Annotated in this window: 26 protein-coding genes; 8 read left to right on the top strand and 18 right to left on the bottom strand. The window is 62.5% G+C overall.

The genetic code is table 11. From position 1 onward, the window contains the following. Positions 1-38 precede the first annotated feature (38 nt). Positions 39-554, bottom strand: coding sequence for a hypothetical protein (locus ACR9Y2_RS13915; RefSeq protein ID WP_435041936.1), 516 nt, complete (start codon positions 552-554; stop codon positions 39-41). Between the two features lie 59 nt (positions 555-613). After that, on the bottom strand, positions 614-1,012 hold the full coding sequence (locus tag ACR9Y2_RS13910; RefSeq protein WP_435041935.1) for a (deoxy)nucleoside triphosphate pyrophosphohydrolase: 399 nt from the start codon (positions 1,010-1,012) through the stop codon (positions 614-616). Between the two features lie 47 nt (positions 1,013-1,059). Here ACR9Y2_RS13910 and ACR9Y2_RS13905 point away from each other — a divergent pair, with 47 nt between their 5' ends. After that, positions 1,060-1,434 carry an iron-sulfur cluster assembly scaffold protein gene (locus tag ACR9Y2_RS13905; RefSeq protein WP_435041934.1) on the top strand — a complete coding sequence of 125 codons (375 nt, stop codon included), beginning with the start codon at positions 1,060-1,062 and terminating at the stop codon, positions 1,432-1,434. A gap of 239 nt (positions 1,435-1,673) precedes the next feature. Here the strand turns inward: ACR9Y2_RS13905 and ACR9Y2_RS13900 are convergent, their stop codons facing one another. After that, a complete protein-coding gene (locus ACR9Y2_RS13900) occupies positions 1,674-3,836 on the bottom strand; it encodes a M16 family metallopeptidase (protein ID WP_435041933.1) in 2,163 nt (720 codons plus the stop codon). 13 nt (positions 3,837-3,849) lie between these two features. Then, entirely contained in the window at positions 3,850-5,238 is a 1,389-nt protein-coding gene (locus tag ACR9Y2_RS13895) for a M16 family metallopeptidase (RefSeq protein ID WP_435041932.1), read from the bottom strand. A 561-nt stretch (positions 5,239-5,799) separates the two neighbouring features. Between ACR9Y2_RS13895 and ACR9Y2_RS13890 the strand changes: the two genes are divergently transcribed. Together ACR9Y2_RS13890 and ACR9Y2_RS13885 are read left to right on the top strand one after the other, a co-directional pair. Then, positions 5,800-7,338, top strand: coding sequence for a sigma 54-interacting transcriptional regulator (locus tag ACR9Y2_RS13890; RefSeq protein ID WP_435041931.1), 1,539 nt, complete (start codon positions 5,800-5,802; stop codon positions 7,336-7,338). A gap of 19 nt (positions 7,339-7,357) precedes the next feature. Next, complete coding sequence (locus ACR9Y2_RS13885) at positions 7,358-7,975, top strand: hypothetical protein (protein WP_435041930.1); 618 nt, start codon at positions 7,358-7,360, stop codon at positions 7,973-7,975. Here the strand turns inward: ACR9Y2_RS13885 and ACR9Y2_RS13880 are convergent. Genes ACR9Y2_RS13880 through ACR9Y2_RS13860 form a run of 5 tightly spaced genes read right to left on the bottom strand, consistent with a single transcriptional unit; the run spans position 7,880 to position 9,963 of the window. Then, a complete protein-coding gene (locus ACR9Y2_RS13880) occupies positions 7,880-8,242 on the bottom strand; it encodes a EutN/CcmL family microcompartment protein (protein WP_435041928.1) in 363 nt (120 codons plus the stop codon). The two genes, ACR9Y2_RS13885 and ACR9Y2_RS13880, sit on opposite strands and share 96 nt — an antisense overlap. Continuing rightward, positions 8,242-8,532, bottom strand: a complete 291-nt coding sequence (locus tag ACR9Y2_RS13875; RefSeq protein WP_435041927.1) for a EutN/CcmL family microcompartment protein — start codon at positions 8,530-8,532, stop codon at positions 8,242-8,244. Before ACR9Y2_RS13875 ends, ACR9Y2_RS13880 begins: the two co-directional genes overlap by 1 nt. A 12-nt stretch (positions 8,533-8,544) precedes the next feature. Then, on the bottom strand, positions 8,545-8,820 hold the full coding sequence (locus ACR9Y2_RS13870; RefSeq protein ID WP_194453237.1) for a EutN/CcmL family microcompartment protein: 276 nt from the start codon (positions 8,818-8,820) through the stop codon (positions 8,545-8,547). Positions 8,821-8,838: 18 nt separating this feature from the next. Further along, positions 8,839-9,123: an ethanolamine utilization microcompartment protein EutM gene (gene eutM / locus ACR9Y2_RS13865; protein WP_435041926.1), complete on the bottom strand. Its 285-nt coding sequence runs from the start codon at positions 9,121-9,123 to the stop codon at positions 8,839-8,841. A gap of 45 nt (positions 9,124-9,168) precedes the next feature. Then, positions 9,169-9,963, bottom strand: coding sequence for a class II aldolase/adducin family protein (locus ACR9Y2_RS13860; protein ID WP_435041925.1), 795 nt, complete (start codon positions 9,961-9,963; stop codon positions 9,169-9,171). Between the two features lie 95 nt (positions 9,964-10,058). Between ACR9Y2_RS13860 and ACR9Y2_RS13855 the strand changes: the two genes are divergently transcribed. Then, the gene (locus tag ACR9Y2_RS13855; RefSeq protein ID WP_435041924.1) at positions 10,059-10,595 is read left to right on the top strand and encodes a DUF2911 domain-containing protein; all 537 of its coding nucleotides are present in this window, start codon (positions 10,059-10,061) and stop codon (positions 10,593-10,595) included. 60 nt (positions 10,596-10,655) lie between these two features. Here ACR9Y2_RS13855 and ACR9Y2_RS13850 read toward each other — a convergent pair whose 3' ends face one another. Next, positions 10,656-12,077 carry a trypsin-like peptidase domain-containing protein gene (locus ACR9Y2_RS13850; RefSeq protein WP_435041923.1) on the bottom strand — a complete coding sequence of 474 codons (1,422 nt, stop codon included), beginning with the start codon at positions 12,075-12,077 and terminating at the stop codon, positions 10,656-10,658. Positions 12,078-12,144: 67 nt separating this feature from the next. Here ACR9Y2_RS13850 and ACR9Y2_RS13845 point away from each other — a divergent pair, with 67 nt between their 5' ends. Continuing rightward, positions 12,145-13,107: an aldo/keto reductase gene (locus ACR9Y2_RS13845; RefSeq protein ID WP_435041922.1), complete on the top strand. Its 963-nt coding sequence runs from the start codon at positions 12,145-12,147 to the stop codon at positions 13,105-13,107. A 97-nt stretch (positions 13,108-13,204) separates the two neighbouring features. Here ACR9Y2_RS13845 and ACR9Y2_RS13840 read toward each other — a convergent pair whose 3' ends face one another. From ACR9Y2_RS13840 to bla, 3 genes are all read right to left on the bottom strand, one after another. Next, entirely contained in the window at positions 13,205-13,585 is a 381-nt protein-coding gene (locus ACR9Y2_RS13840) for a RidA family protein (RefSeq protein ID WP_194453243.1), read from the bottom strand. Then, positions 13,582-14,520, bottom strand: coding sequence for a dihydroorotate dehydrogenase (locus tag ACR9Y2_RS13835; protein WP_435041921.1), 939 nt, complete (start codon positions 14,518-14,520; stop codon positions 13,582-13,584). The genes ACR9Y2_RS13840 and ACR9Y2_RS13835 overlap by 4 nt, the downstream gene beginning before the upstream one ends. 104 nt (positions 14,521-14,624) lie before the next feature. Continuing rightward, a complete protein-coding gene (bla, locus tag ACR9Y2_RS13830; protein WP_435041920.1) occupies positions 14,625-15,455 on the bottom strand; it encodes a subclass B3 metallo-beta-lactamase in 831 nt (276 codons plus the stop codon). A 134-nt stretch (positions 15,456-15,589) separates the two neighbouring features. Between bla and ACR9Y2_RS13825 the strand changes: the two genes are divergently transcribed. The 3 genes from ACR9Y2_RS13825 (at position 15,590) to ACR9Y2_RS13815 (ending at position 17,992) form a co-directional block, all read left to right on the top strand. Continuing rightward, positions 15,590-16,591 (top strand): serine O-acetyltransferase, encoded by a 1,002-nt coding sequence (locus ACR9Y2_RS13825; RefSeq protein WP_435041919.1) that lies wholly within the window; start codon positions 15,590-15,592, stop codon positions 16,589-16,591. Between the two features lie 41 nt (positions 16,592-16,632). Next, on the top strand, positions 16,633-17,274 hold the full coding sequence (locus ACR9Y2_RS13820; protein WP_435041918.1) for a tRNA-(ms[2]io[6]A)-hydroxylase: 642 nt from the start codon (positions 16,633-16,635) through the stop codon (positions 17,272-17,274). A 118-nt stretch (positions 17,275-17,392) separates the two neighbouring features. After that, positions 17,393-17,992 (top strand): hypothetical protein, encoded by a 600-nt coding sequence (locus tag ACR9Y2_RS13815; protein ID WP_435041917.1) that lies wholly within the window; start codon positions 17,393-17,395, stop codon positions 17,990-17,992. Between the two features lie 67 nt (positions 17,993-18,059). Here the strand turns inward: ACR9Y2_RS13815 and ACR9Y2_RS13810 are convergent, their stop codons facing one another. The 5 genes from ACR9Y2_RS13810 to ACR9Y2_RS13790 are packed head-to-tail and all read right to left on the bottom strand — an operon-like array spanning position 18,060 to position 23,237. Beyond that, positions 18,060-19,616, bottom strand: coding sequence for an alkaline phosphatase (locus ACR9Y2_RS13810; RefSeq protein ID WP_435041916.1), 1,557 nt, complete (start codon positions 19,614-19,616; stop codon positions 18,060-18,062). Positions 19,617-19,627: 11 nt separating this feature from the next. Next, on the bottom strand, positions 19,628-20,614 hold the full coding sequence (locus ACR9Y2_RS13805; protein WP_435041915.1) for an alpha/beta fold hydrolase: 987 nt from the start codon (positions 20,612-20,614) through the stop codon (positions 19,628-19,630). Positions 20,615-20,618: 4 nt separating this feature from the next. Continuing rightward, complete coding sequence (locus ACR9Y2_RS13800) at positions 20,619-21,245, bottom strand: hypothetical protein (protein WP_435041914.1); 627 nt, start codon at positions 21,243-21,245, stop codon at positions 20,619-20,621. A 3-nt stretch (positions 21,246-21,248) separates the two neighbouring features. Beyond that, entirely contained in the window at positions 21,249-22,214 is a 966-nt protein-coding gene (locus tag ACR9Y2_RS13795; protein WP_435041912.1) for a hypothetical protein, read from the bottom strand. Between the two features lie 6 nt (positions 22,215-22,220). Then, the gene (locus ACR9Y2_RS13790; RefSeq protein WP_435041911.1) at positions 22,221-23,237 is read right to left on the bottom strand and encodes a methyltransferase; all 1,017 of its coding nucleotides are present in this window, start codon (positions 23,235-23,237) and stop codon (positions 22,221-22,223) included. Between the last annotated feature and the right edge of the window lie 30 nt (positions 23,238-23,267).

The raw sequence follows: 23,267 nt of genomic DNA, 5'->3' as shown, positions 1-23,267 counted from the left end.
GGGGGTGTAACTGCGATTTGCGGTGTGCGGCGGCCGGATCAGGAGTCGGCGATCTGCTGAGCCGAAGCGAGCCGGAGTTGGAGGGAGTCACGTTCGACGCGAGCTTGTTCGGTGTGCCGGCGGGCTTTCATTCGCAGGGATTTGTTGCCGGAATAGTAGATGAGGCCGATGGCGGCGGCGGGGATCCACAGGAAGACGCCCAGCCAGGTTCCGTCGACGGTGATCCAGAGGCCCAGGATGGCAATGACGGCGAGGGAGAGAAGGAAGCCTCGGGAGATAGTTTCGGCCTCGGCCTGGGCCTGCTGGATTTCCTCGTCCTTTTCGGCAATTTCCTGGCGGAGACGGACGATGGAGAGTTCCGCCGCGGTCTTCTCAGTACCGGCCTGGACCTTCTGAATTGCGTCCCGCACTGACTTGAGGATGACGGTGCTGCCGCGGTGTTCGGCGATCATCTCTGAGCCGCAATGGGCGCAGGCGAAGCGGGTCATGTCCTCGTAGACTTCGAGTTTGCCTCCGCAGTTTTCGCAGGATAACGGGACGAATTTCACGGGCATGAGGACAGGATACTCCGCTTGATTATCGGTTTGGAGGGGGGCGAGAAAGGGCTGCGGTCTTAGCGCAGTTGGCGGATGCGGCCGCGGGCGATGCGGCGGACGAAGTCGAGGTCGCCGTCGAGGAAGTCGTAGTCGGGGAGGACATCCGGGGTTTCCCAGAGGATCTGCTCGAAGGTTTTGGGCTGGGGCTCGCCGGTGTAGGTGTCGACTTTGTGGAAGAGCAGGATCAGCGGAGGGCGGCCCTGGGCGGAGTGTTCGTAGCGGGCGATTTCGGGGCCGATGACGGCTTCAATGCCGAGTTCCTCGCGGAGTTCGCGGCGAAGGGCCTGTTTGGGGGTCTCTCCCATTTCCACCTTGCCGCCCGGAAACTCCCATTTCAGGCCGTGACGGTCTTTGGCCATACGCTGGCCTATGAGGAGCTTGCCGTCTTGCTGGAGGACGCCAGCGACCACGATCATTGTGCGCACCATGCAGGGTGAGTAAAGATGGAGGAAACCTTAAACCATTGTACAGCGAACAGCTTCTCGAACATTTCCAGAATCCGAAGAACGCGGGTGTGCTGGCGGAGCCGGCCTTCACGGTGAACGTGGAGAACCCTGCTTGCGGAGATCAATTGCGGCTGACGGCTCGGGTGGAAGACGGGGTTGTCACGGCTGCGATGTTCCAGGTGAGAGGGTGTACGGCTTCGATTGGCTGCGGGTCCGCTTTGACGGTTTGGCTGACCGGGCGGCGGCTGGATGAGATTTCGCGGTTGAAGGGATCGGAGATTGCCGCGGCGATTGAGGGTTTGGTGGGTGGGCTGATTAACGAGTCAAAACACGCCGCGCTGCTGATGGCGGATGGGGTGGCGGGGTTGGTTCGGGTGGCTCGGGCGGGGTGATTGGGTGCTGGATGGGGGTGGTCGCGGTGGAGGGGGTGGTCGCGGTGGAGGGGGTGGTCGCGGTGGAGGGGGACGTTCCGGCTCCGGCCACCTGGGAGTGAGGTCAGGTTGCGACTTTTCGTCGTTTTGGGCCAGAGCGGAACGTCCCCACGCGCCAGGTTGCGACTTTTCGTCGCTTTGGGCCAGAGCGGAACGTCCCCACGCGCGGTCGTTTTGGGCTAGTGGAACGTCCCCTTGCGCTAGGGTTTCTTGAACGACTCGGGTTTGACTCCGGTATTCAGCTTGCGCTCGGCGATCGTGCGGTCGAGGACCTTCTGGCCGTTCTGCAGAGTGATCTCGTGGAACGGAAGGGTGAGGCCTTCCACGGGACGGAAGTCGCTGAGCTGCACTTCCATCTCGGCCGGGCCGCTCATGCCTACGCTGCTGTAGGCCATCTTCACCAACTGGTGGCTGGCGGCGTCGAAGGTGAGTTTGGCTTCAAAGTCACCCTTCTTCCAGTTCACCGTGGTGTCGTCGATGGCTTGTACTTCGGCTTCACCGGCGGCCGCGGCGAGGAGCAGGCCCATGCCCCCTCCGGCAGCGGGGATGCCTTTGCGCAGTTCCGCCGCCAGGTTGGGCGGGAGATCCTGCGCCTGCGGGCCCTGGGCGGCCCAGGCGTTGGGGCCATCCACTGATTCCGTAATGACGCCCACGGGCAGCTTCATCACCATTTTGTAGTAGGCGGGGTAGAGGACGGATTCCTCGGAGTCGCCGTCGAAAGCCGCCTGCGGCATGCTGAGTTTGATTTTGCCGGTGAGGACCTGATCCTTCACGGCCGCGGCTTTCTCCCGGCCGCCGAGGGCGGTGAGGGCGGCAGCGATCAGCGCTTTCCCCTTGGTCGCGGCTTCCGGATTGGCGGCGGCCTTGACCTTGACCATGCCGGGCGCGGTGAGGTCGAGTTCCTCGGCCTTAATGATGCGTATGGGGCCGTAGGCTTCGAGCTCCTTGGAGAACTCCTTCGCATTGCCGACGGCGACGATGGTGAGCTTGTCGTTTTCGAGGAACTTCTGGAGGGAAGCAGACATCTGCTCGCGCGTGAGGGCTTGCAGGCGTTCGCGGAACTTGGGGTAGTAATCCTCAGGCAGGCCATAGACGGCGGTGGTGAGCACGCGGCCGGCGACAGCGGCGGCGGTCTCGATGCCGACTGCGAACGAACCCATGAGGTAGGCCTTGGCTTCGTCGAATTCTTCCTTCGAGGCCGGGTTCTGTTTGAACTCCTTGAGGAGGTCGACCAGCATGCGGATGGCGTCGGCGGTCTTCTCGGTGCGGGTGAAGGTGGAGGCCTGGAAGGTGCCGGTCTGACGGGCAGGCTCGAAGGAGGAATTCGCTCCGTAGGTGAGGCCTTCGTTGGCGCGGAGCTTCATGTTGAGGCGCGAGTTGAAGCTGCCGCCGAAGATCTGGTTGGCGACGTAGAGGGCGAGATAGTCGGGGCTGTTGCGGGCTACGCCGAGGTGGCCGACGATGATCTGGGTCTGTACAGCGGTGGGCATGTCGACGATGACGACCTGCGGCTTAGGAGCGGGCGGCGCGGGCAGTTTGGCGTCGGGCGCGGCGGGTGCTTCCCAGGATCCGAAGTACTTCTCGACGAGGGCAAAGGCTTCGTCTGGGGTGACGTCGCCGGCGACGGCCATCCAGGCGCGGCCGGGGGCGTAGTTCGCCTTGTAGAACGCCACGATGTCCTCGCGCTTGATGTTACGCAGGGTGACGGGCGTGCCATCGCCGGGGTAGGCATAGGGGTGGGTGCCGAGCAGTGCGCGGGAGGCGGTGGCGGGGGCGAGGTACTCCGCGCTGGAGTAGGAGACCTGCAGGTTGGACTGAGCCTGGCGCATGGCGCGATCGATCTCCTCCTGGGAGAAGGCGGGATTGCGGGTCATGTCGGCGAGGAGTTCCATACCCAGCGACGAGTAGGACTTCATGAAGGTCATGCCGAGGGTGGCGACGTCGTCACCGGCTCCGGCCGAGAGGGAACCGCCCGCGTTGTCGGCGAGTTTAGCGAGGTCCTGGGCGGAGCGGGTGGTGGTGCCCTCGTGGAGGAGGGTGGCGGTCATGTTGGCGAGGCCGGACTTCTCGGGCGGGGCGTAGGCTCCGCCGGCGATGACCTGAAGGGAGGCCGAGAGAAGCGGCAGGCGGTGATCCTCGATAACGAAGACCTTGAGCCCATTGGGCAGGGTCTTGGAGGCCACCTTCGGAAATTCGTAGGGGCGCGGAGCAGTTGGGGCGGGAGGAGTCATCTTTGGCTTGGCAGGAGGCGCGGGCTTGGCGACAGCGAGTGGATTCACCTTGGGCGGTTGAGTGGGTTGAGCGGTCTGGGCGGAGGCCAGAACGGAGACGAGCGCGGGGAGCAGGATCGTGGTGAAGCGCATGGGGGATCCTCAGTTACTGCTTGGGCTCCGCGGCCTTGGGCGCTTCGGCCTCGGGGTAGACCCAGAGCTTGGTCTGGTTGGACTTGGCGAGGTACTTTTTGGAGACGCGCAGGACGTCGGCGGCTGTGACCTTGCGGTAGTTCTCGAGTTCCGTGTTGTAGCGTTCGGGGTCGCCGAGGAGGACGGAGCACTTGCCGAGGAAGTCGGCCTTGGCCTGGACGCCTTCGCGGCCGATGATGAAGCCGGCAATGGTCTGGTTCTTGGCTTTGGCGAGTTCTTCGTCGGTGACGGGCTTTTCGGTCATCTCCTGGAAGGTGTACTCAAGGCTGTTGGAAACTTCCTTGATGTTCTTGCCCTGGTTGACGACGGCGAAGCCGAAGAAGACGGACGGGCCTTCGAGGAAGAGTCCTTCGCCCTGGGCGGCGACGGCGGACTGCTCGTCGTAGACCAGGCGCTTGTAGAGGCGCGAGGACTGGCCGGTGGAGAGGATGGAGGACGCGATCTCCAGGGCGTAGGAGTCGGGGTGGCCGAGCGGCGGCAGGTGGTAGGCGCTGACCACGGCATCGAGGGGTACGTTCTTGTACTTGATGGTGGTCTCGCGGGCGGCGGTCTGGGCCGGTTCCGTGGCGGTCACGCGGGGGATGGGCCTGCCCTTGGGGATGGCCGAGAAGTGTTTGTCGATGAGGGCGATGGCTTCCTTGGCGTCGAAGTCGCCGACGGCCACGATGGTGGCGTTATTGGGGACGTAGAAGAGGTCGTGGAATTCCTTGACGTCCTCGACGGTGGCCTTATTGAGGTCCTCCATGGAGCCGATGGGGAGGTGCTTGTAAGGGTACTGGGTGTAGGTCTTGGCCAGCACGTCCTCGAAGATCAGGCCGTAGGGCGGATTTTCAAAGCGGAGGCGGCGCTCTTCCTTGACGACCTCGCGCTCCTTCTTAAAATTGGCGTCGGAGACGTCGAGGGAGGACAGGCGGTCGGCTTCCAGCCAGAGCATGCGCTCGAGGTAGTTGGAGGGGAAGGTTTCCCAATAGACGGTCTGATCGAAGCTGGTGTAGGCGTTGACCTGGCCGCCGGCTTCCCGGACGTAGCGCATATGTTCTTCGGGGCCGACGTTTTTGGAGCCGCGGAACATGAGGTGCTCGAACAGGTGAGCGAAGCCGGTGCGTCCGGTTTTTTCGTCCTTGGAGCCGACATGGAACCAGACCTGAAGGTTGGTGACCGGGCGCGAGTGATCCTCGGCGAGGACGACCTTGAGGCCATTGGGGAGTTCGTGGCGGATGATCTTGAGAGGGGGAGGGGTATCGGCGGCAAAGCCCGTCATAGTCATAGTAAGAGCAGCCAGGGGTGCGAGGCACAACGCGCGCAGGTTGGGTGCGGAGTGACGGCTGGATTGAAGCAGCATTTTGCGGTATCCACAGGTTACGGATTTGCCTTGAGGGTAGCAGATTGCGGGGAAAGTGAGCTAAGCGGGCGGAAATGTTACGGGTGTAGGAGTACGGATGAAGGTGTTAAGAGACTCGGTGCGGGGGTGCCGCGAGGCCGCGCAACGGCACCCCTCCAGTGGTCCGGCTGTCCCCCAGAGCGTTGACCCGCCCCTTATTCAGCCGTCCCTCCGAACTCCGCCAGCTCTCCTCCGAGCCGGCGCCCACAGTCTCCGATTCCGGTTCCACAGGGGGTTTCCGGAGGCGCCCTCCAACCCAGCGACCTCACCGGCACGAATATCTCCTCCGATCTTCGTGTGGCGCTCAGCCGCCGGATCAACCGGTCCAGAAACCCCTCAGCGGGCCTTTGGAATCGACCCACTACTGTAATAAGCAGGCGGAGTGCCAAAGTCCGGCGGGCCCGATCTTATTGAAAACTAGGGAGAATCGCTGAGGCGGCCAGTGGGGTTGTACAGGGTGTAGTCAAGCGCTGTCCAGACTTTGTACAGCGGGGTGTGTACAGGGTAGACTAACGGATTGTTATGGTAAGCCAGCTGCCAGCATCGGAAAAGCTTGCGGCGATTCTGCGCATCAGCCAGCGCATGAACTCGGAGCGAGACCTGCATCAGTTGCTGGATTTGGTAGCCGAAGAGGGTGCGCGGCTGCTGGGGGCGGAGCGGGCGAGCATCTTCCTGCTGAGCGAAGACGGGCGGGAGCTGACGTCGAAGGTGGCGCTGGGCAGTTCGGAGATGATCCGGCTGGACTCGAAGCAGGGGATCGCGGGGACCGTGGTGTCGACCTGTGAAGAGATCTGCGTAGACGACGCCTACGGGGACACGCGGTTCTATCAAGGCGTGGACGAGCGCAGCGGGTATCGCACGAAGAACATGCTGGCGGTGCCGTTGACTGATGTGGACGGGCGGGCGATTGGCGCCTTCGAGATTCTGAACAAGCGCGAAGGCATCTTCGATGAGGAAGACAAGCAGATCACGCGGGCGCTGGCGGCCAGTGCGGCGATTGCAATCCAGACGGCGAAGTTCATCGCCGAGCTGCAGCGGCACAGGGTGCGGCTGGAAGACGAAAATCGCAACCTCCTGAGGGAGTTGGGCGGCAAGCTGCCGGGCAAGACGATTCTGGGGTCGCATCCCAGGATTGAAGAGCTGCGGCGGATGATTGAGCGGGTAGCGGATGCCGAGGTCACGGTCCTGATTACGGGCGAGAGCGGGACGGGCAAGGACCTGATCGCGCGGTCGCTGCATTTTGCGAGTCCGCGGGCGGCGCGGCCGTTTGTGGCATTGAACTGCGCGGCGCTGCCGGAGACATTGGTGGAGACCGAGTTGTTTGGCGTGGAGAAGGGCGTGGCGACGGGGGTGGACCGGCGCGCGGGCAAGTTCGAGTCGGCGCATGGCGGCACGTTGTTCCTGGACGAGATTGGCGACCTGAGCCTGGCGGCGCAGGCGAAGATCCTGAGGGTGCTGCAGGAGCGCATGGTGGAGCGGATTGGCGGGCGTACCCCGATCCCGGTGGATGTGCGGGTGATCGCGGCCACCAACAAGGATCTGGCGGAGGCGATCCAGAAGAATCTGTTCCGCGAGGATCTGTTTTACCGGCTGAATGTGATTCACCTGAGGACGACGCCGCTGCGGCAGATGTCGGCGGATATCCCGGCGTTGGCGGCGATGCTGCTGCAACGGATCGGGGAAGAGATGCGGCGGCCGGTGTTGGGGTTGTCGAAGGCGGCGCTGGGTGCGTTGGCGGGCTACCGGTGGCCGGGTAATATCAGGCAACTGGAGAATGAGCTGCGGCGGGCGATGGTGGTGGCTCGGGGGTCGATGATCGAGCCGGAGGACTTCTCGGAGGCGTTGCAAGCCTCTCCGGAGACGGCCGCGACTGAGCAGGCGGCGGGCCGTGGATTGCAGGAAGAGATTGAGGATCTGGAACGGCGCCGAATCCAGGAAGCGATGACGAGGCACGGTCAGAATCAGCAGAAGACCGCGCGGGCGCTGGGTTTGAGCCGCCAGGGATTGATTAACAAGTTGAAGCGGTATGGCATCAAAGCCAACGCTGCGGAGGAAGAGTAAGGTGGCCAATCAGGCTCGAGTGAGCGGTACATCTACGGCGCATGACCGGATTTCGCACCACACGTCGTGGGCGACGCGGCGGTTCACGGCGGTGCTGTTGAGCATGTGGCTGGGCGGGATCCTGCTGGTGTCGCTGGTGGCGCCTGCGAGTTACCGGTCAGTGGACAGCACGATGGCCAGGCCGCCCCAGCATGTCGCCAAGGCGATGAAGCAGTTGGGCCAGGCGCCCATGCGGGAGATCCTGCAATACCAGGCGTCGGAGGCGAGCCGGGTGGTGTTGGAGTGGTGGGGGTTGCTGCAACTGGCGGCCGGACTGGCGGTATTCCTACTGCTGCTGTTCATGAGTACGGCTGGGCGCCCGGCGCTGGGGTTATCCCTGGGGATGCTGGTGATGTCGCTGTTGCTGGAGTTCTTCCTGATCCCGCGGATCTCGCAACTGGGGCAGGAGCTGCAGCAGACGAACCAGGTACAGGCGATGGAGATGGCGGCAAAGGCGCGGGCGATGCACCTGGGGTTCACCGCGTTTGAGATGGTGGTTGTGTTACTGGGCGCGATTCTTCTTGGACTGCTTCTTCGCAGCAGGCCCGGGTTCAGCGGGAGCCGGGGCGGGCTGAGGGGCGACGGCGCCGAAGTCTGAGACCAGCTGGATGTGGTCGATGACGCCAATGACGGCGGCGTCGATGGGTGCGATTTTGAGTCCGACGGTGGTGAAGGCCGCAAAGCCGTCCTGGACGAGCAGTACGCGATCGCCGATGCCGGCGCTGACGCTGTCGACGGCGATGATGGGTAGGCCGCGGTGGGAGCCATCGAGGTCGAGCGGCTGTACGAGCAAGAGCTTCTTTCCTTCGTGGGAAGGGTGCTTCTGGGTGGCGGTAATGTCCCCGATGACGCGGGCGATGAGCATTAGTTCCCGTCCTCCGCCCTGGGTTTGCCGAGATTGAGTTCGTCGACAATGCCAACGACTGTGGCATCGGAGGGGACCTCGGCGTCGGTAAAGGGGAAGGTCGCTTCCTTGCCCCGGACCCAATAGATGAGTTCGCCTGAGCCGGCGCCGGTGCAATCCGTACAGATGATGGCGCGACCTGTGAGGGTAAGGTCCGCTTTGACGGGTTGGACGATGAGCAGGCGCTGGCCGGTGAGTCCGACGTTTTTCACGCTGGACCAGACGCAGCCTACGACTCGGCCTAGTTGCACTTGCGGATCCCTTTAGCGGCCCGTATCCATGGACACGTTGTCGACGATGCCGACAATGACGCAATCGACGGGCTTATCCTTGCAGCCTTCGGCCATGCGGGCGCTGCTGCCGGCGACGGTGATGACCAATTCGCGAAAGCCCGCGCTGACGGTGTCGATGGCAACGAGGTAGCCTGCCTCATCCTTACCGTCGGGGGTCACGGGTTTGATGATGAGCAGTTTGTGCCCTTCGAGTCTGGGATCTTTGCGGGTGGCAACAATTGTGCCCACCACACGGCCGAGCGTCATTTCAGTTCCCTTCCCGGCCTATTTGGACGTTTTGCCAATGGGCAGGATCGCTTCGAGGCTGGGGTGAGGCCGGGGGATCACGTGAACGGCGACAAGTTCGCCGACCCGGCGGGCTGCGGCGGCGCCGGCATCGGTAGCGGCGCGGACGGCGGCGACGTCGCCCCGTACCAGGGCGGTGACGTAGCCGGAACCGATCTTCTCCCAACCGACCAAATTCACATTGGCGGCTTTCACCATGGCATCAGCGGCCTCGACCATGGAGACCAGACCGCGACATTCCACCATTCCAAGTGCATCACCCATCGAAAGTTCCTCTCTGCTACCTCAATCCGCCAGGCGGGCGGCGGGTCAGGCAACGCCTCGCGACCGCAACACTTCCTCGATCAGCGCGATGAGTTCCTCGCGCGTGACCTCGAACTTACCATTAGACCGCACTGCAGCGCCGGATGGGATGTCCTCGGCGGCGAGCGGGCAGCCTGGTTCGAGGGTGGAGCGGGCATTCACGCCGTAGCGGGTGCGGGACTCGTAGAGCTTGTTGATTTCGACGCGGGGCAGGACTTTGGCGCCGCCCAGCAGTTCGGCCACAAGGGCGATGCGGGCGTAGTGCTCGACGGTTTCCATGCGGAAATAGGCGCTGAAGACATCCGGGCCGTAGCAGACAACACCATGGTTGGCCATGAGGATGGCGTCATAGTGCGGGATGTAGGGCCTTAACGGCTCAGTCAGGGCGCTGGTGCCGGGCAAGCCGTATTCGGCGAGGGGGACGCAGCCGAGCCCGATGACGACTTCGGGCAGAATCGCCTGGTTGAGGGCACGGCCGGTGGCCGCAAAGCCGGTGGAGACGGGGGGATGGGTGTGGACAACGGCCTGCACGTCCGGGCGCATCTGATAGATGAGCAGATGCATGGCCAGTTCACTGGTGGGCGCTTTGACGCCGAGGAGTTTGGCGCCTTGCATGTCGCAGATGATGAGGTCATCCGCGGAAAGCATGCCCTTGCTGATGTTGGTAGGGGTGCAGAGGACGCGGCCGGGGTCGAGCCGGATTGAAATGTTTCCGTCGTTGGCGGCGATCCAACCCTTTTCGAAGACCAGACGTCCAACTTTGACGATGTCTTCGCGCAGCTCCTGTTCCGATTTCAACATCTAACAGTCCAATTGTATCAGACAGGATTTTCGGGCCCTTCGGATACGGCCTATCGCGCGATTGCTAGAATGTCCTGGTTAGGAGACCACACTAGATGAGAAATGCTCTTTCGTTTGCTATGACCCTGGGCGCCCTGGGCTGCCTGATGGCTATTTCAGCCAGTGCCCAGAAGGCGAGTCCGCATGAAACGACCAAAGCCACGATTGGGGGCAAGACCATCACAATCGTGTACGGACGGCCATATGTGAAGGGCCGGGACGTGTGGCATACGGCGGTGGCGCCGGCGGGCAAGGTATGGCGGACGGGCGCCGACGAAGCGACCAAGTTCACCACGGAAGCAGACCTGATGGTGGGTTCTATCCATGTGCCGGCCGGGACGTATTCGTTGTTCACGATTCCGAGCGGCGACACGAAGGACTGGACGCTGATCCTGAATAAGACCGCGGATCAGTGGGGCGCATTCAAGTATGACGAGAAGCAGGATCTGGGCCGCGCGCCGATGAAAGTGAAGAAACTGACGACGCCGGTTGAGCAGGTGACGATCACGGTGGAGCCGGGCAAGGGCAGCAACGGCAAACTGAAGATCGCCTGGGCGGATTCAGAAGCGTCGATCGACGTGATGGTGCACTAAGCAGCTGACGGCTTTCAGCAATCAGCAGTCAGCTAGGGTTTGCCGCCCGGAAGACCGGGGCTACGGGAGTTCGAAGCTGACGAAACGGAGTTTGCCAGCTCGTTCGATCTGGACCGCGATGGGGTCTCCTGATTTCATCTTGCGCAGCAGTTGGCGCAAGTCTGCGACCGAGGAGACGAGGGTTCCATTGACTGCATAGATGACGTCGCCGGCTTTGAAGCCTTCGTCAAGAAGAGGACCATCGGCGTGACGGGCGGCCACCAACAGGCCGCCCTTTTCGCGCCGGATGGGTTCCACCTGCTCACGCAGTTTGGGGGTCAGGTCCACGGCGAAGATGCCGAGTTCGGAGACCAGATTCTCTTCCCGGCTCGCGAGATCGGCGTAGGTGGTGGCTTCGTCGTGGCGTTCCACCACTTTGACGGTGAGGGCCAGGCGGCGTTTGCCGCGAACCACTTCCAGATTCACGAATTCGCCGATGGCCGGGCGGTAGACGTTGATGTTGAACTGGCGGGCGTTCTCCATCACTTTGCCATTCAGGCTGTAGATAATATCTCCAACCCGCAGGCCCGCTTTTTCGCCCTCCCCATCCGGCTCCACGTCGCCAATGACGACGCCCCAGTTCTGACTGAGCTTGAGGCCGTCGGCCAAGGCCGGGGAGATGGTCTGGGCGGTGACTCCGATTTCGCCGCGTACGACGCGGCCGGATTTGCGGAGCTGGTCAACGACGTTCGCAACGATATTCGAAGGAACAGCGAAGCCGATGCCCTCGCTGCCGCCGGACTGGGTGAGGATGAGGGTATTGATGCCAACGACGTTGCCGGAGGAGTCGACGAGCGGTCCGCCGCTGTTGCCGGGGTTGATGGGCGCGTCGGTCTGGATATAGATCATCGGATCGTCGGGCTTCAACTGGCGGGCGGGCGAGCTGACAACGCCCATGGTGACGGAGTTATCGAGGCCCATGGGGCTGCCGAAGGCGAGGACGAGTTGGCCCTGTTCGACGGTGTCGGAGTCGGCCAGGCTGAGGGCGGGCAGGCCCTTCTCGTTGACTTTGAGCAGGGCTATGTCGGCTTCGAGGTCGAGCCCGACCAGTTCGGCGCGCATGATGCGGCCGACGGGCCGGACGGCGGAGCGGCGGGGGCCGGCGGTGCTCTCCACGGTGGTGGGCAGGGTGACCTGGACGCGCTGGGCCCCGATGACGACGTGGGCGTTGGTAACGATGAAACCGGTTTCGTCGATGATGACGCCTGAGCCGGAGCTCTGCTGGCGGGCGGCGACGCCGGGCTCGTCGGTTTCGTCACCCTCGAGCTGGCGATAACCGACGGCGGTGACTTTGACGACAGAAGTATGGACGCGACGGCTCAGCCCCTGGAAGCTGGCGCTCAGGGCTGCGAATTCGGCTCCTCCGGCCGGCGGCTGAGGCCGGCTTTGCGCGCACAGCAGTAGTGACGCGGCAATCGTTCCGAGTAACAATCTTACGAGCAAGCAATTCCCCCGTTTTGTCCTATTCTAATCTCTAAGACGCGCAACGTATTTTGGAGGACCTCAGAACATGAGACGCCGGACTTTCCTGCAGACCGCGGCATTGACCGCGGCGGCACGCCTGGAGCTATTGGCCGACACCCCGATGCCGACGGCGACGCTCGGCAAAACCGGACTCAAGATCTCACGTTTTGTGGTGGGTGGGTACCACATGAACGTGCAGGGCGAGGAGAATGCGACGCGCATCATCCACCGTGCGATTGACCTCGGCGTGAACTTCTTTGACAGCGCCAACCTGTATCACAAAGGCAAGAGTGACGAGATTTACGGGCGGGCGCTGGAGGGCGGACGACGGCAGAAGGTCATGCTGATGACCAAGTGCGAAGTGTACTCGCGTGACGGGGCAATGAAGACGCTGGAAGAGCAACTGCGCCGCATGAAGACGGACTACCTGGACCTGTGGGCCTGCCACCAGGTGAGCGAGCACAAGGAGGTCGATCAGATTCTGGCGGCCAACGGATCGCTGGAAGCGTTTGTGAAGGCGAAGCAGCAGGGCAAGGTGCGACACATCGGGTTCACAGGGCACCACGATCCGTCGATCCACCTGCGGCTGCTGGAGGCGACCGACGTCTGGGAAACGGTACAGATGCCGATCAACCTGATTGACCCGCACTACCTGAGCTTCATCACGAACGTGCTGCCGGTGGCGCGGAAGAAGGGCTTGGGGGTGCTGGCGATGAAGTCGAACGCGATGGGTTCGATCACGAAGCAGCAGGTGGCGAAGATCGAGGAGTGCCTGCAGTTTACTTGGAGCCAGGACGTGGATGCGGTGGTGTCGGGTGTGGAGACGGTGGATCAACTGGAAGCGAACATTGTCACGCTGAAGACCCTGAAGAAGATGACGCCGCAGGCGATCAGCGTCCTGCTGCACAAGACGAAGCAAGGGAAGACGGGCAGCCAGGTGGAGCAGTACAAGGTAAAGGAAAAGGGGGCGTTCGCGGGGCCCTGCCATCGAGACGGGGAACCGGCGTGAGCCGTCTCGCGCCGGCTTAGCATTCAGCGATCAGCGGTCAGCTTTCAGCTTGGATTTGTTTGATGGCTGACCGCTTTTGCTCCTCGGCCTGGACGGGCTACTTCGTGTAGGCGATGGCTTCGATTTCCACGCGGACGTCGCGCGGGAGACGAGCGGCTTCGACTGTGGCCCGGGCTGGCGGGTTGACCGGGAAGTAGCGGGCGTAGATTTCGTTGACCTTGGCGAAGTCGCCGAGATCCTTGACGAAAATTGTCGTTTTGAGGACAGTCTCGAAAGAGGCTCCAGCGGCTTCGAGTACCGCTCGGAGGTTCTCGAGGACGCGCACCGTCTGCTCTTCGATGCCACCTTCGACGATTTGGCCGGTGGCGGGATCGAGCGGGATCTGCCCGCTGAGAAAGGCCAGGCCATTCCAACGGACAGCCTGCGAATATGGACCGATGGCCTTGGGTGCGTCTTCGGTTGAGATGATTTCTTTCATGGTTTACCCCATTCGAGCGCGCCGGTAAGAGAGGCTGCGCTGGCAATGTTTTCCTGTTTCAAAAAGTGATCGAGCTCGCGTGCGATGCGGATGGGCGCGCGCGGATCCCAGAAGGTGGCGGTGCCAACCTGGACGGCCGTGGCTCCGGCGAGCATGAATTCGGCCGCATCCTCGCCGCTGGCGATGCCGCCCAACCCGATGACCGGGATCTTGACGGCCCGGGCAGCCTGGAAGACCATCCGCAGGGCGATGGGCTTGATGGCGGGTCCGGAGAGTCCGCCGAAGCCGGCACCGAGGCGCGGCTTGCGGGTGCGGACATCAATGGCCAGGGAGACGAAGGTATTGGTGAGGGAGAGAGCGTCGGCGCCGGCAGCCTCAGCGGCCTGGGCCAGGGGCTCGATGCTGGTGACGTTGGGCGACAGCTTCACGATCAGCGGCCGGCGGGCGATCTGGCGTACCTCGGAGACGAGTTGGCCGAGCAATCCGGGATCCGAAGAGAAGAAGATGCCGCCGTGTTTGGTGTTCGGGCAGGAGACGTTGAGTTCGTAGGCGGCGACACCCTGGTGATCTTCCAGGACGCGGACGACTTCGCAATAGTCCTCAATGGCGTGGCCGAAGACGTTGGCGAAGACAGGCGTCGAGTGCCTCCTGAGGGCAGGTAGTTTCTCAGCAACAAATGCCCGGACACCGATGTTCTGCAGGCCGATGGAGTTCATCATGCCGCCCTCGGCTTCCCAGACGCGCGGCGGCTTGTTGCCGTCCATGGGTTCGCGTGAGAGGCCTTTGACGACGAAGCCGCCCATCTGGTCTAGATTGAGGATGGACTCGAACTCGACGCCATAGGCGAACGTGCCCGATGCGGCCAATACGGGATTCTTCAGCGGGATACCGCAAAGCGAGACGGCCAGACGGGAAGAGGCGGGGTCACCTGCCATTCATACCAGTGTAGCGAACGATTCAGGCGAGCCGATGGGAACTGGACGAAGGCCGCGGCCCGATGGGTGGATGCGGGATGCGGCCCTCGCCCCTTTAGGTGGGGCTAGCGGGAGGAGCCGGCCTTGGCTCGCGCCTGGGCCAACTGCTTCTGGAAGCTCTTCTCGTACTGGTCGATGGCCTCTTTGTAGCCCGTTGGATCGACAAAGGAGCCGGCCTTCACCTTCTTCTCCATGTCGTACTGCGAAGCATGCGCAGCTACCCAGATCTCGGGACTGAGTTTCCGCTGCTTGGCGAACGACTGCTCGAGATCGGAGGCGATGTTGGGGTACTTCGGGTTGCCCAGCAGCGGCATGACGACGCTGCCCATGTTGGCGAAGGCGACGCTGCGTTTGCGACCGTTGTCGTCGACGGTCATGGTGTAGGTGACGCTGCCCTTGGAGTGGCCGGGGGTGGTGACCACAGTGAGCGCGGTGGCCCCGAGCTTGATCACTTCGCCGTCTTTGATACGGCGGTCGACGTGGATGGGGGTGAAGTAGGACTCAGGACCAAAGGCGGGGTCGCTGTGGGCGCCGTCTTCCATGATGGGCGCATCGGCTTCGGTGGCGTACACCTTTGCCCCTGTGATCTTGCGGACCTCTTCCATGGCCGCCACGTGGTCGAAGTGGGCCTGCATGTTCAGCAGAATCTTGACGTCCTTGAGATGGAAGCCCAATTTCTCGATGCTTTGGCGCAGGAGTGGTGTGGAGTCGGCCAGGCCCGTATTGATGAGGATGTGGCCTTCCGGGTTGGCAATCAGAAAGCAGGCCAGGTCTTCCGTTCCAACGTAATAGATGTTGCCGGCGATGCGGTGGGCCGGGAATGGCTTCTTCCAGCCGGGGTTCTGGTCGGCTGGCAGGAGTTGCAGGAGAAGGAGTGCGGTGAGCAACAGACGCATGAGTGCCAGTATCGCGCGGCTGGATGGCGGGAGGGGAGTGACCGGGCCGACGCGGCTCCGAAGTTACACCAGCAAACTACCCGTTATGGTTAATCCTTGATGCTTCGACCCCGCCGGCTGAATCAGTAGTAGGTATGCCCCATTCCAGCTGCCCTGAGTTCGTTGCATCCGCCAAGGGGTTGCAGCCGCAGCACCGCGGCTGGGATACTGCGGCGGTGGAGACTACTCTTGAAGATCTGACGAAACGCCTGATCGGTTCGTACACTTGCTGCGGCGGCATCAACCATATAGACGGCAAGAACCTGCCGTCGAAGAATGCCATCGCGGAGATCACGGTGGACCTGTTGCGGCTGCTGTTTCCGGGGTTCTTCGATGAGTTCCTGATCCACTCGTCGGAGATCCACTCCGAGACGCTGGAACTTGTTGGCAGCGTGCTGCGCAAGCTGGAGAACGAGATCTACAAGAGCCTGGAGTACAGCACTCCGAAAGAGTTGGAAAACGAGAACCTGAAGGATGCCGCACACCGGTTGACCTTGAAGTTCCTGGGCAACCTGCCGCGGGTCAGGGAGATGCTGCAGACGGACATCGAAGCCGCGTATGAGGGCGATCCGGCGGCCTTGAGCAAGGAAGAAGTGATTGTCGCGTATCCCTTTGTGGAAGCCATCGCCGCCCAGCGACTGGCGCACGAACTCTACCTGGACAACGTTCCGTTGATCCCACGCATCATGACCGAGTGGGCGCACTCCCGGACGGGCATGGACCTGCACCCGGGTGCCCGCATCGGCACTCATTTTTTCGTGGATCACTGCACGGGAACGGTCATCGGTGAGACGTCGGTGATCGGCAACCACGTCAAGATGTACCAGGGCGTGGGTCTGGTGGCGAAATCGCTGGCGGCCGGCCAGGCGCTGCGCGGACAGAAGCGGCATCCGACCATTCAGGACAAGGTGACCATCTATGCGGGCGCCACGATCATGGGTGGCGACACGGTGATTGGCGCGGGCAGTACGATTGGCGCCAGCGTATTTGTCACGAGCAGCGTGCCGCCTTACTCCCTGGTAATCCAGGAGGCCGCCGAGGCTAAAGTGATCCAGAAGCGGCCCAGCGGCGCGTACGAGCTCGACTTCCAGATCTGAAGGCGACGGCTGCGTGCCCGGCGACGCGCTAACTTGGAGCTGTGAAGAAATCGGAACTGGTTGAAATCGAGGATATGCCGCTGTTGTCGCGGACGCCCGTGGACTGGGCGCACTCGGTGCTGGGGGACCCGCTGCGGCTACTCGTGGACCACGCCTTTCTGGAGAAGAAAGCGGCCACGAACGCACTGGAGCTGCTGACGCGGTGGCCCAACGATTGGCTGGACGGGTGGGTGGAGACGATGACCGGCGTGGCGCGGGACGAGACGGCGCACCTGGCCCAGGTGACCCGGATCCTGTTGCGGCGAGGCGGACGGCTGGAGCGGGTCCACAAGAACCCCTATGCCAACGCGCTGCGGTTGATGGTGCGCAAGGGCGAAGCGACGGAATTGCTGGACCGGTTGCTGATCTCAGCGTTAATCGAAGTGCGGTCGTGCGAGCGGTTCCTGGCGCTGGCGGAGGCGTCGGACGACCGGGAGCTGGCGGAATTCTACAAGGCGCTCTACGCGTCCGAGTCCGGCCACTACCGGGTATTCCTGAAGCTGGCCCGGAAGATCGCCAAGCCCGTGGTGGCGGAAGCGCGCTGGCGGGAGATGCTGTTGGCCGAGGCGCGGATTCTCAGCGAGCAGGAAGTGGGCCCGCGCATCCACTCGGGCTGGCCTGGAATGACGGCACCCGCCGCCTAGATATTGCGACCGCATTCCTGCGTGCGAGTATTCGGATATTTAAATCCGCATTGACTTAACTCTTCTTTACACCCCCACGACTCAAGCACGACCGTGAGCGGCCGATGGTATGAGCAGTATGTCTGTGAACGCTATCAACAGTTCGCTTTCCGCAAACTCGCTGGAAAGCATACTTAAAACGCGGACGACGAGCACCTCCGGAACTACGGAGGTAGCGTCGGATCCGCCGGCCAAGGTGTCCAAGCTGGGCAGTTTGATGGCTCAGCTGAGTGAGTTGCAGCAGTCTGATCCGGACAAATTCAAGGAAGTCGCGTCGACGATTGCGGACAAATTGAAGGAGGCCGCCGCGTCGGCCAGTGAGAGTGGCGATTCCGAGAAAGCGACCAAATTGACTGAGCTGGCCCAGAAGTTTACGACCGCATCAGAGACAGGCAGCATGCCGGACCTCCGGCCGCCGGGCGGCATGAAGGGCGCCGGTGGGCCGCCTCCTGGTGGTGGACCGCCTCCCGGACCGCCGCCGACCGATTCGAGCACAAGCAGCACGAGTTCGACGGATGACGATGACAGCAGTTCGACCGAGAGTACGGATTCGGCAACGAATACCGTGCTGGAATCCTACAAAGAGATGTTGGCGTTGATGGAAAAGCAGGCGGGCACCGATCCGATGTCGACGCTCACCGATGTGCTGGCGAGTGTGTTCTCTGGGCAGACTGCCTAGCGCGTGTAATGAGGACGGGCCTCTGCGTGGGGCTGGTCCGTCCTGCCCGGATTTGTAGAGATTGCGCCTAAGCCCAGTCGGGCCGGCGGCGCCGGAAGAGTCCGGCGGCATCCTTGAATTGACGGGCCTTGTCCGCATCCATGGACGGATTCTTGAACTGGGCATCCATCAGGGCCGTCAGATTCGGAAAAACCTCGGTGTTGCGGACAAATCCGGAGAATCGTTCCGCTCCAGGGCCGAGGGCAGTCAGCAGGGTGTAGTCGGAAGTATGAGTGGAGCCCGTCCAACCGATGCCGGTGTGGTTCCCCACCACCTGCCCCATCAGCCCCGACATCGTATCCAGCTGCCGGTTCATGCTGAGCTTCTTCGTTCCGCTGCCTGACTTCCGAAGGATTTCGATCTCATCCGGGGCAAGTTCAAACCCAAAATGATAGCGAGCCAGTTCCTGGACGCGCTCAGGAGTCGGTGCCGGACCTGCCGGCGCGGTGACAGAGGGCGTCTTCATGGAGTATTCGGCGGCACCGCCCAACCGGGGTGAGATGGCGTAGAAGGAGCTGTTGATACGTGACAGCCGCTCGAAGCACTGCGTGCTCTCCTTGTACTCATAGCCCATGCCGACCAAGCCCGGATTGGAGTTCCCGTGATCGCTGGTGACCACGACGAGTGTCTCCGGATGTTTCTCCGAGAACTGGAGCACGGTTTCGAGAGCCTCGTCAAAGGCGAGCATGTCCCACAGCATGGCGGCCGCGTCGTTGGCGTGGGCGGCGTGGTCGACGCGTGCACCTTCCACCTGAAGCAGGAAGCCATTGGGCCCGTTGGCGAGAGTGGTGAGCGCGATCGAGGTCATCTCAGAGAGGGTTGGCACCAGATCCTGGGCCGCCTGGTCGCCACGCCGGTCGATGGAGTAGGGGAGGTGGCTGGCGCTGAACAGCCCGAGAATCCGGGAACTGCGGAGCTTGGTGAGTTCGTCCCGGGTAGCGGCGTAACCGTAGCCGGCCTTGCGGAAGGCGGCAACCATATCCCGTTTGTCGGCGCGAGCGTTGGGATCGAAGAACCTGCGGCCGCCGCCCAGGATGACGTCGGCGCGATCGAGGTATTGCTCGGCGATGAGGTGTTCGTCGTCGCGGTGTTTGACCGAAGCCGTGAAGCCGGCGGGGGTGGCGTGCGTGACGGTAGCCGTGGTGACCAGGCCCACTCGCTTGCGTTTGTCCCGGGCGATCTCGGCGATCGGGGTGAGTTCGGTTCCATCGGGCAGGACGTTCACCCAGCCGTTGAAGATGCGCGAGCCGGAGCCCCACGAGGAGGAGGCGGACGAGGAGTCCGTCACCAGGGAATCCAAAGAGGCCATATCCATCAGGCCGCGCTGGGCTTCCGGCCGGTCGAGCAGGGCTTGCCAGAGCAGGCCCTTGCCACGGATCAGTTGGGAGAAGTGGTCGGCGAGCGGCAGCACGCTGGGGCTCATGCCGTCGGCCACCATCCAAATGATGCTCCTGGGCCGGGCTCCGGGCTTCAGTTGAGCGGAGTGGAGCGCCTCAAGACTGCCGCCCAGGGCGGCGAGGGCACCAGCGCGGCCGAGGAATCCGCGCCTGCCAATCCTGGTTGGGTTGCCTGTTCGTACAGTCACGGCATAAACAATTATGACAGTTCCATCACGGTTTGGACGCCGGCGACTACAAGTTCTGGCGCGTCGAGCTGAACCCAGTGGCCGCTGAGCGGAGCGATCACGTGGCTGCCGAGGGTGGAGAGAGCGGCTGTCTGGCGGTGAACTTCCTGTACCCTGGGGTCAATCTTTCCGCCGGAAATCACCACTACGGGAATGGACTGGAGCGGCGCTGGATCCAGGGGGCGGGAGCAGGTTTCGGGCAGGCGCTCAAGGTACTCAGCCATGGTGAGGAAGCAGCGCGGCAGGCACCAGTGGGAGCACATGATGGGCCACAGGTCGGACGGGAGTTTACTGACCTCTCCGACGAGCCGGTCGGTGACCGAACTGCCTTGCCCGCTGGAGGCTTTCGCCATTAATTTGGGGATCGCTCGGGAGCCGGAGAGCAGGAGGTGGAGGGCAAAACGGACAACTCCGATGCGCGCCAGGAAGGCTCCTCGTCGGGAGAGCATCACGCCCTTGGCCAGCCGTTTCGCCTGGGTGGTGGAAAGCGGAGACCACTCGAAGGGTTCGAGCGGGTCGACCAGCACGAGTCCTCGAACCTTGCCGGGATGAGTGACGGCGAAGTGGCGCAGGATGAGGCCGCCGAACGAGTGGCCGACGAGGATATAAGGGCCGGGCAACCGGGTGGCTTCTAAAACCTCATTCAGATCGGCGACGAGGTTGGGCATGGTCCTGGGGGTGGAGCGGGACTCACTCCAGGCGAGGCCGGCGCGATCGTAGCTCGCCACCGTGAATGTCCGGCCCAACCGTTCCTGCACCAACCGCCAACTCACTGAACTGGCAGCGATGCCAGCCTCCAGGATTACCGTTGGGCCGCCGCTGCCGGTCTGGTGAAAATGCAAGCCGTTGACGACGCGGCCCGGACAGGGGAAACGAGCGGAATCGCGGCGTATGCCGATAGCCTGGTAGAGCAGGCCCGCGACCGGCAACAGCAGAACTACAACCGCGAGCCAGATCACAATGTCAGCCTTCGTATTTGCCGACGACGATGATGGAGAGGGTTGTGGAACCCACCTTCACGTGGAGGACCTGGTCGGTTTCGCCAGCGGCCTCGATGCCCTGGGTGATGCCGCCGTCGTCCTTCCAGATGCTCAGCACGAGAGGATGAGGCGTACCAGACGCCTTACGGCTCATCTCGACCAGAGTATCGAAGGCGGGTTTGGCGGCCGGATCGGTGTCGGTGGCGGCGGGAGAAAGAATGGCGAAATCGCGCTGTGGGGCCACACCCTGGTGGTCGCCGTTCATCGGAAAGTAGCTATACCGCAGGGTATAGGTACCGGGTTTGATGGTCTGGCCGCGGCGGTCACTGGCACGCGCAGGGTATTTCACGACACCCAGCAGGGAACCATGGCCAACACTGGACCACGTTGTGTTCTGTTCTGCGGCTCCACCCTTAGGCTCCGCCGCAACGACCCAAAGCTCCAGCAGGGTAGAGCCGTCATCCTTAAGAACTTTTACTCCGTCCTTGACCAAAGTCGCGGCAACGGACGAGGCCTCGGAGGGCGGAGCACCGGCCGGCTGCACCTTGAATTCCGCAAAACAAGAGACGGCCAGAAGGCTGGCCACACCGATAGCGCGAAGGATTGTCATCTCCTACTTGGATGCAAGGATCGGCAATAAGATGCGATCCAACTCGGCATCGTTCCAGGGTGAGGGGACGACATTGTTGTGGAGCGACCACCGCTCTACATGCTCCAGGGTGCCGCCCGGCTCAACTTGCGTGAGCGGCCCGAGCGTTTCCATCTCCAGGAAATCGGCATTGGTGAAGGTCTCGTAGGACGAACCCATGTCGGGGTGCTGCTCCCGGGGCGCCGCGTCGTACTGCTTCAGGAACATTTCCCCATTCAGGAAGTAGGCGCCGAAGGTCTTCGGATTGTGGTGCGCCAGCTTGGTGGGCGTCTTGTTGCCCGGCTCACTGCGCAGGATCAAGTATTTTTTGGTGAAGGTCCAGCGGGGATCGCTCAAATCGCTGAAAGCCCACATAATCAGGGGATTGGTGGGCTGGAGCATCTCGGGATGGGTACCACGCGGCGGGAAGCCGGTGACGCCGTGTCCCCCTGGAGCCATCATCGACAAGGCCCAGGCTGCATACTGCAGCGGCATATTGCCGGTATTCACGAGGCGGTGAATGATGGTGGCATTGGCGCCGGAAGGCGCCAGGTGGATCTCGAGTTGCTTCTGGATGCGAGTTTCGCCCTCCACGGGTTGGGTGGCGATGAGTACGTCGCCTTTCAGCTCGACTTGAATTGGCGAATTATCCGGCGGATAGGTGTAGCGGATGTCTTCCGGCCCAACCCAAATGCGGTGGCCGCCGCGCGCAATCCAGGTGGGTTCTCCGCTATTGCCTGCCGTCTCTTTTTGAACCCAAAAGAGATTCTGACCGCCCACATAGCCGAAGCGCATGATGCGCGGGCCGATGTCTGCAGTAACGATCATCTCGACTTCACCGTTGCTGATGCGATAGCAATTCGGCCAACCGCTCCAGGCGGTTTTCTCAATATTCACTGCGGCAGTAGAGGTCATGGCAGAAATGTTGGCAGGGAAATGGATCCTGCTCATCGACCGCTATTCTTTCTTGAATGCGAGTACAGCGTCAAGCGGCGTACCGGTGCGGCGCGCCTCGACCCGAGTGAAGCCGCAGGACTCCAGAAGAGCCTTGTACTCAGTGGCCGTGCGCTCGCGGCCTTCCGTACAAATCAGCATGTTTAGAGATTGCATCTGGGAAGAAACGGGGCCGGAGGCATCTTCATCCAGCAAAGTCTCGGCAATCAGCAGGGCGCCGCCGGAGGGTAGCGCGGCATGGATTTTGGTGAGCAGCCGCTGGATCTTCTCTTCCGACCAGTCGTGGAGGATACGGCTGACGGCATAGAGGTCGGCTGGAGGGAACGGATCGGCAAAGAAGTCGCCGGCGACGACAGCGAGCCGGTCGGCAGCGCGAGAGGCGGCGATGTGGGGCCTGGCTGCCTCGACGACAGCCGGCAGATCGAAGACGGTGGCGCGCAGATTGCCATAGCGTTCACAGGCCGCGATCGAAAGGTGGCCCGTCGCACCACCCAGATCAACCATGTGGCGGAACTGGTTCAGATTGAAGATCCGGACGACCGCCGGTGAACCGATTTGTCCCAGGCCGTGCATGCCGGACAGAAAGGTCTCGCGGGCCTCCGGCGTCCGGAAAAAGTGATCGAAGAGTGCCGACCTTCCGCCGAAGGACTGGTCCCAGCGGTGAGACCCTTCGCGGATGGCGTCGTCGAGGTGGCTCCAAAGTTGGAACAAAACCTGGTCGGAGTAGAGGATGTAGCCGCTGAGCGTATCTGGACTGTCGCGGCGGAGGTAAACCTCTGCTTCCTGTGTGTTAGAGTACAACTCGCCCGACTTCGTAAGCAGGGACAGGCCGACACAACCGTCGAGCAGCCGGGCCAGTGCGCTGGGATTCAGGTCTAGTTCCACGGCCAGGGCGGCGGCTGAGGCTGGTGAAGGGTGAAGCCGGTCGAAAACGCCTAGCGACACAGCGGTGAACATGGTCTTTGAGCGGCGGAATGCGTCAATGAGGTCCAGGACCTGCGAAGGATCAGCGTTGGCCATCTCCCACCATTGTGCCTGATGTATCGCTTC

It is taken from the genome of Paludibaculum fermentans (assembly GCF_051172195.1).
Lineage (GTDB): Bacteria > Acidobacteriota > Terriglobia > Bryobacterales > Bryobacteraceae > Paludibaculum > Paludibaculum fermentans_A.
This window is presented reverse-complemented; position numbering and strand designations above follow the sequence as displayed.

Bases quoted from the DNA above. Each gene is read 5' to 3' on its own strand.
- ACR9Y2_RS13880 (WP_435041928.1), bottom strand. From the start codon at position 8,242: ATGCTCATCGCCCGCGTCATCGGGGACATTACCGCCACCCAGAAGCAC.
- ACR9Y2_RS13825 (WP_435041919.1), top strand. From the start codon at position 15,590: ATGCCCCATTCCAGCTGCCCTGAGTTCGTTGCATCCGCCAAGGGGTTG.
- ACR9Y2_RS13795 (WP_435041912.1), bottom strand. From the start codon at position 22,214: ATGAGCAGGATCCATTTCCCTGCCAACATTTCTGCCATGACCTCTACT.
- ACR9Y2_RS13815 (WP_435041917.1), top strand. From the start codon at position 17,393: ATGTCTGTGAACGCTATCAACAGTTCGCTTTCCGCAAACTCGCTGGAA.
- ACR9Y2_RS13915 (WP_435041936.1), bottom strand. From the start codon at position 554: ATGCCCGTGAAATTCGTCCCGTTATCCTGCGAAAACTGCGGAGGCAAA.
- ACR9Y2_RS13860 (WP_435041925.1), bottom strand. From the start codon at position 9,963: ATGTTGAAATCGGAACAGGAGCTGCGCGAAGACATCGTCAAAGTTGGA.
- ACR9Y2_RS13840 (WP_194453243.1), bottom strand. From the start codon at position 13,585: ATGAAAGAAATCATCTCAACCGAAGACGCACCCAAGGCCATCGGTCCA.
- ACR9Y2_RS13790 (WP_435041911.1), bottom strand. From the start codon at position 23,237: ATGGCCAACGCTGATCCTTCGCAGGTCCTGGACCTCATTGACGCATTC.
- ACR9Y2_RS13800 (WP_435041914.1), bottom strand. From the start codon at position 21,245: ATGACAATCCTTCGCGCTATCGGTGTGGCCAGCCTTCTGGCCGTCTCT.
- ACR9Y2_RS13835 (WP_435041921.1), bottom strand. From the start codon at position 14,520: ATGGCAGGTGACCCCGCCTCTTCCCGTCTGGCCGTCTCGCTTTGCGGT.
- ACR9Y2_RS13870 (WP_194453237.1), bottom strand. From the start codon at position 8,820: ATGACGCTCGGCCGTGTGGTGGGCACAATTGTTGCCACCCGCAAAGAT.
- ACR9Y2_RS13855 (WP_435041924.1), top strand. From the start codon at position 10,059: ATGAGAAATGCTCTTTCGTTTGCTATGACCCTGGGCGCCCTGGGCTGC.
- eutM (WP_435041926.1), bottom strand. From the start codon at position 9,123: ATGGGTGATGCACTTGGAATGGTGGAATGTCGCGGTCTGGTCTCCATG.
- ACR9Y2_RS13910 (WP_435041935.1), bottom strand. From the start codon at position 1,012: ATGATCGTGGTCGCTGGCGTCCTCCAGCAAGACGGCAAGCTCCTCATA.
- ACR9Y2_RS13845 (WP_435041922.1), top strand. From the start codon at position 12,145: ATGAGACGCCGGACTTTCCTGCAGACCGCGGCATTGACCGCGGCGGCA.
- ACR9Y2_RS13895 (WP_435041932.1), bottom strand. From the start codon at position 5,238: ATGCTGCTTCAATCCAGCCGTCACTCCGCACCCAACCTGCGCGCGTTG.
- ACR9Y2_RS13890 (WP_435041931.1), top strand. From the start codon at position 5,800: ATGGTAAGCCAGCTGCCAGCATCGGAAAAGCTTGCGGCGATTCTGCGC.
- ACR9Y2_RS13900 (WP_435041933.1), bottom strand. From the start codon at position 3,836: ATGCGCTTCACCACGATCCTGCTCCCCGCGCTCGTCTCCGTTCTGGCC.
- bla (WP_435041920.1), bottom strand. From the start codon at position 15,455: ATGCGTCTGTTGCTCACCGCACTCCTTCTCCTGCAACTCCTGCCAGCC.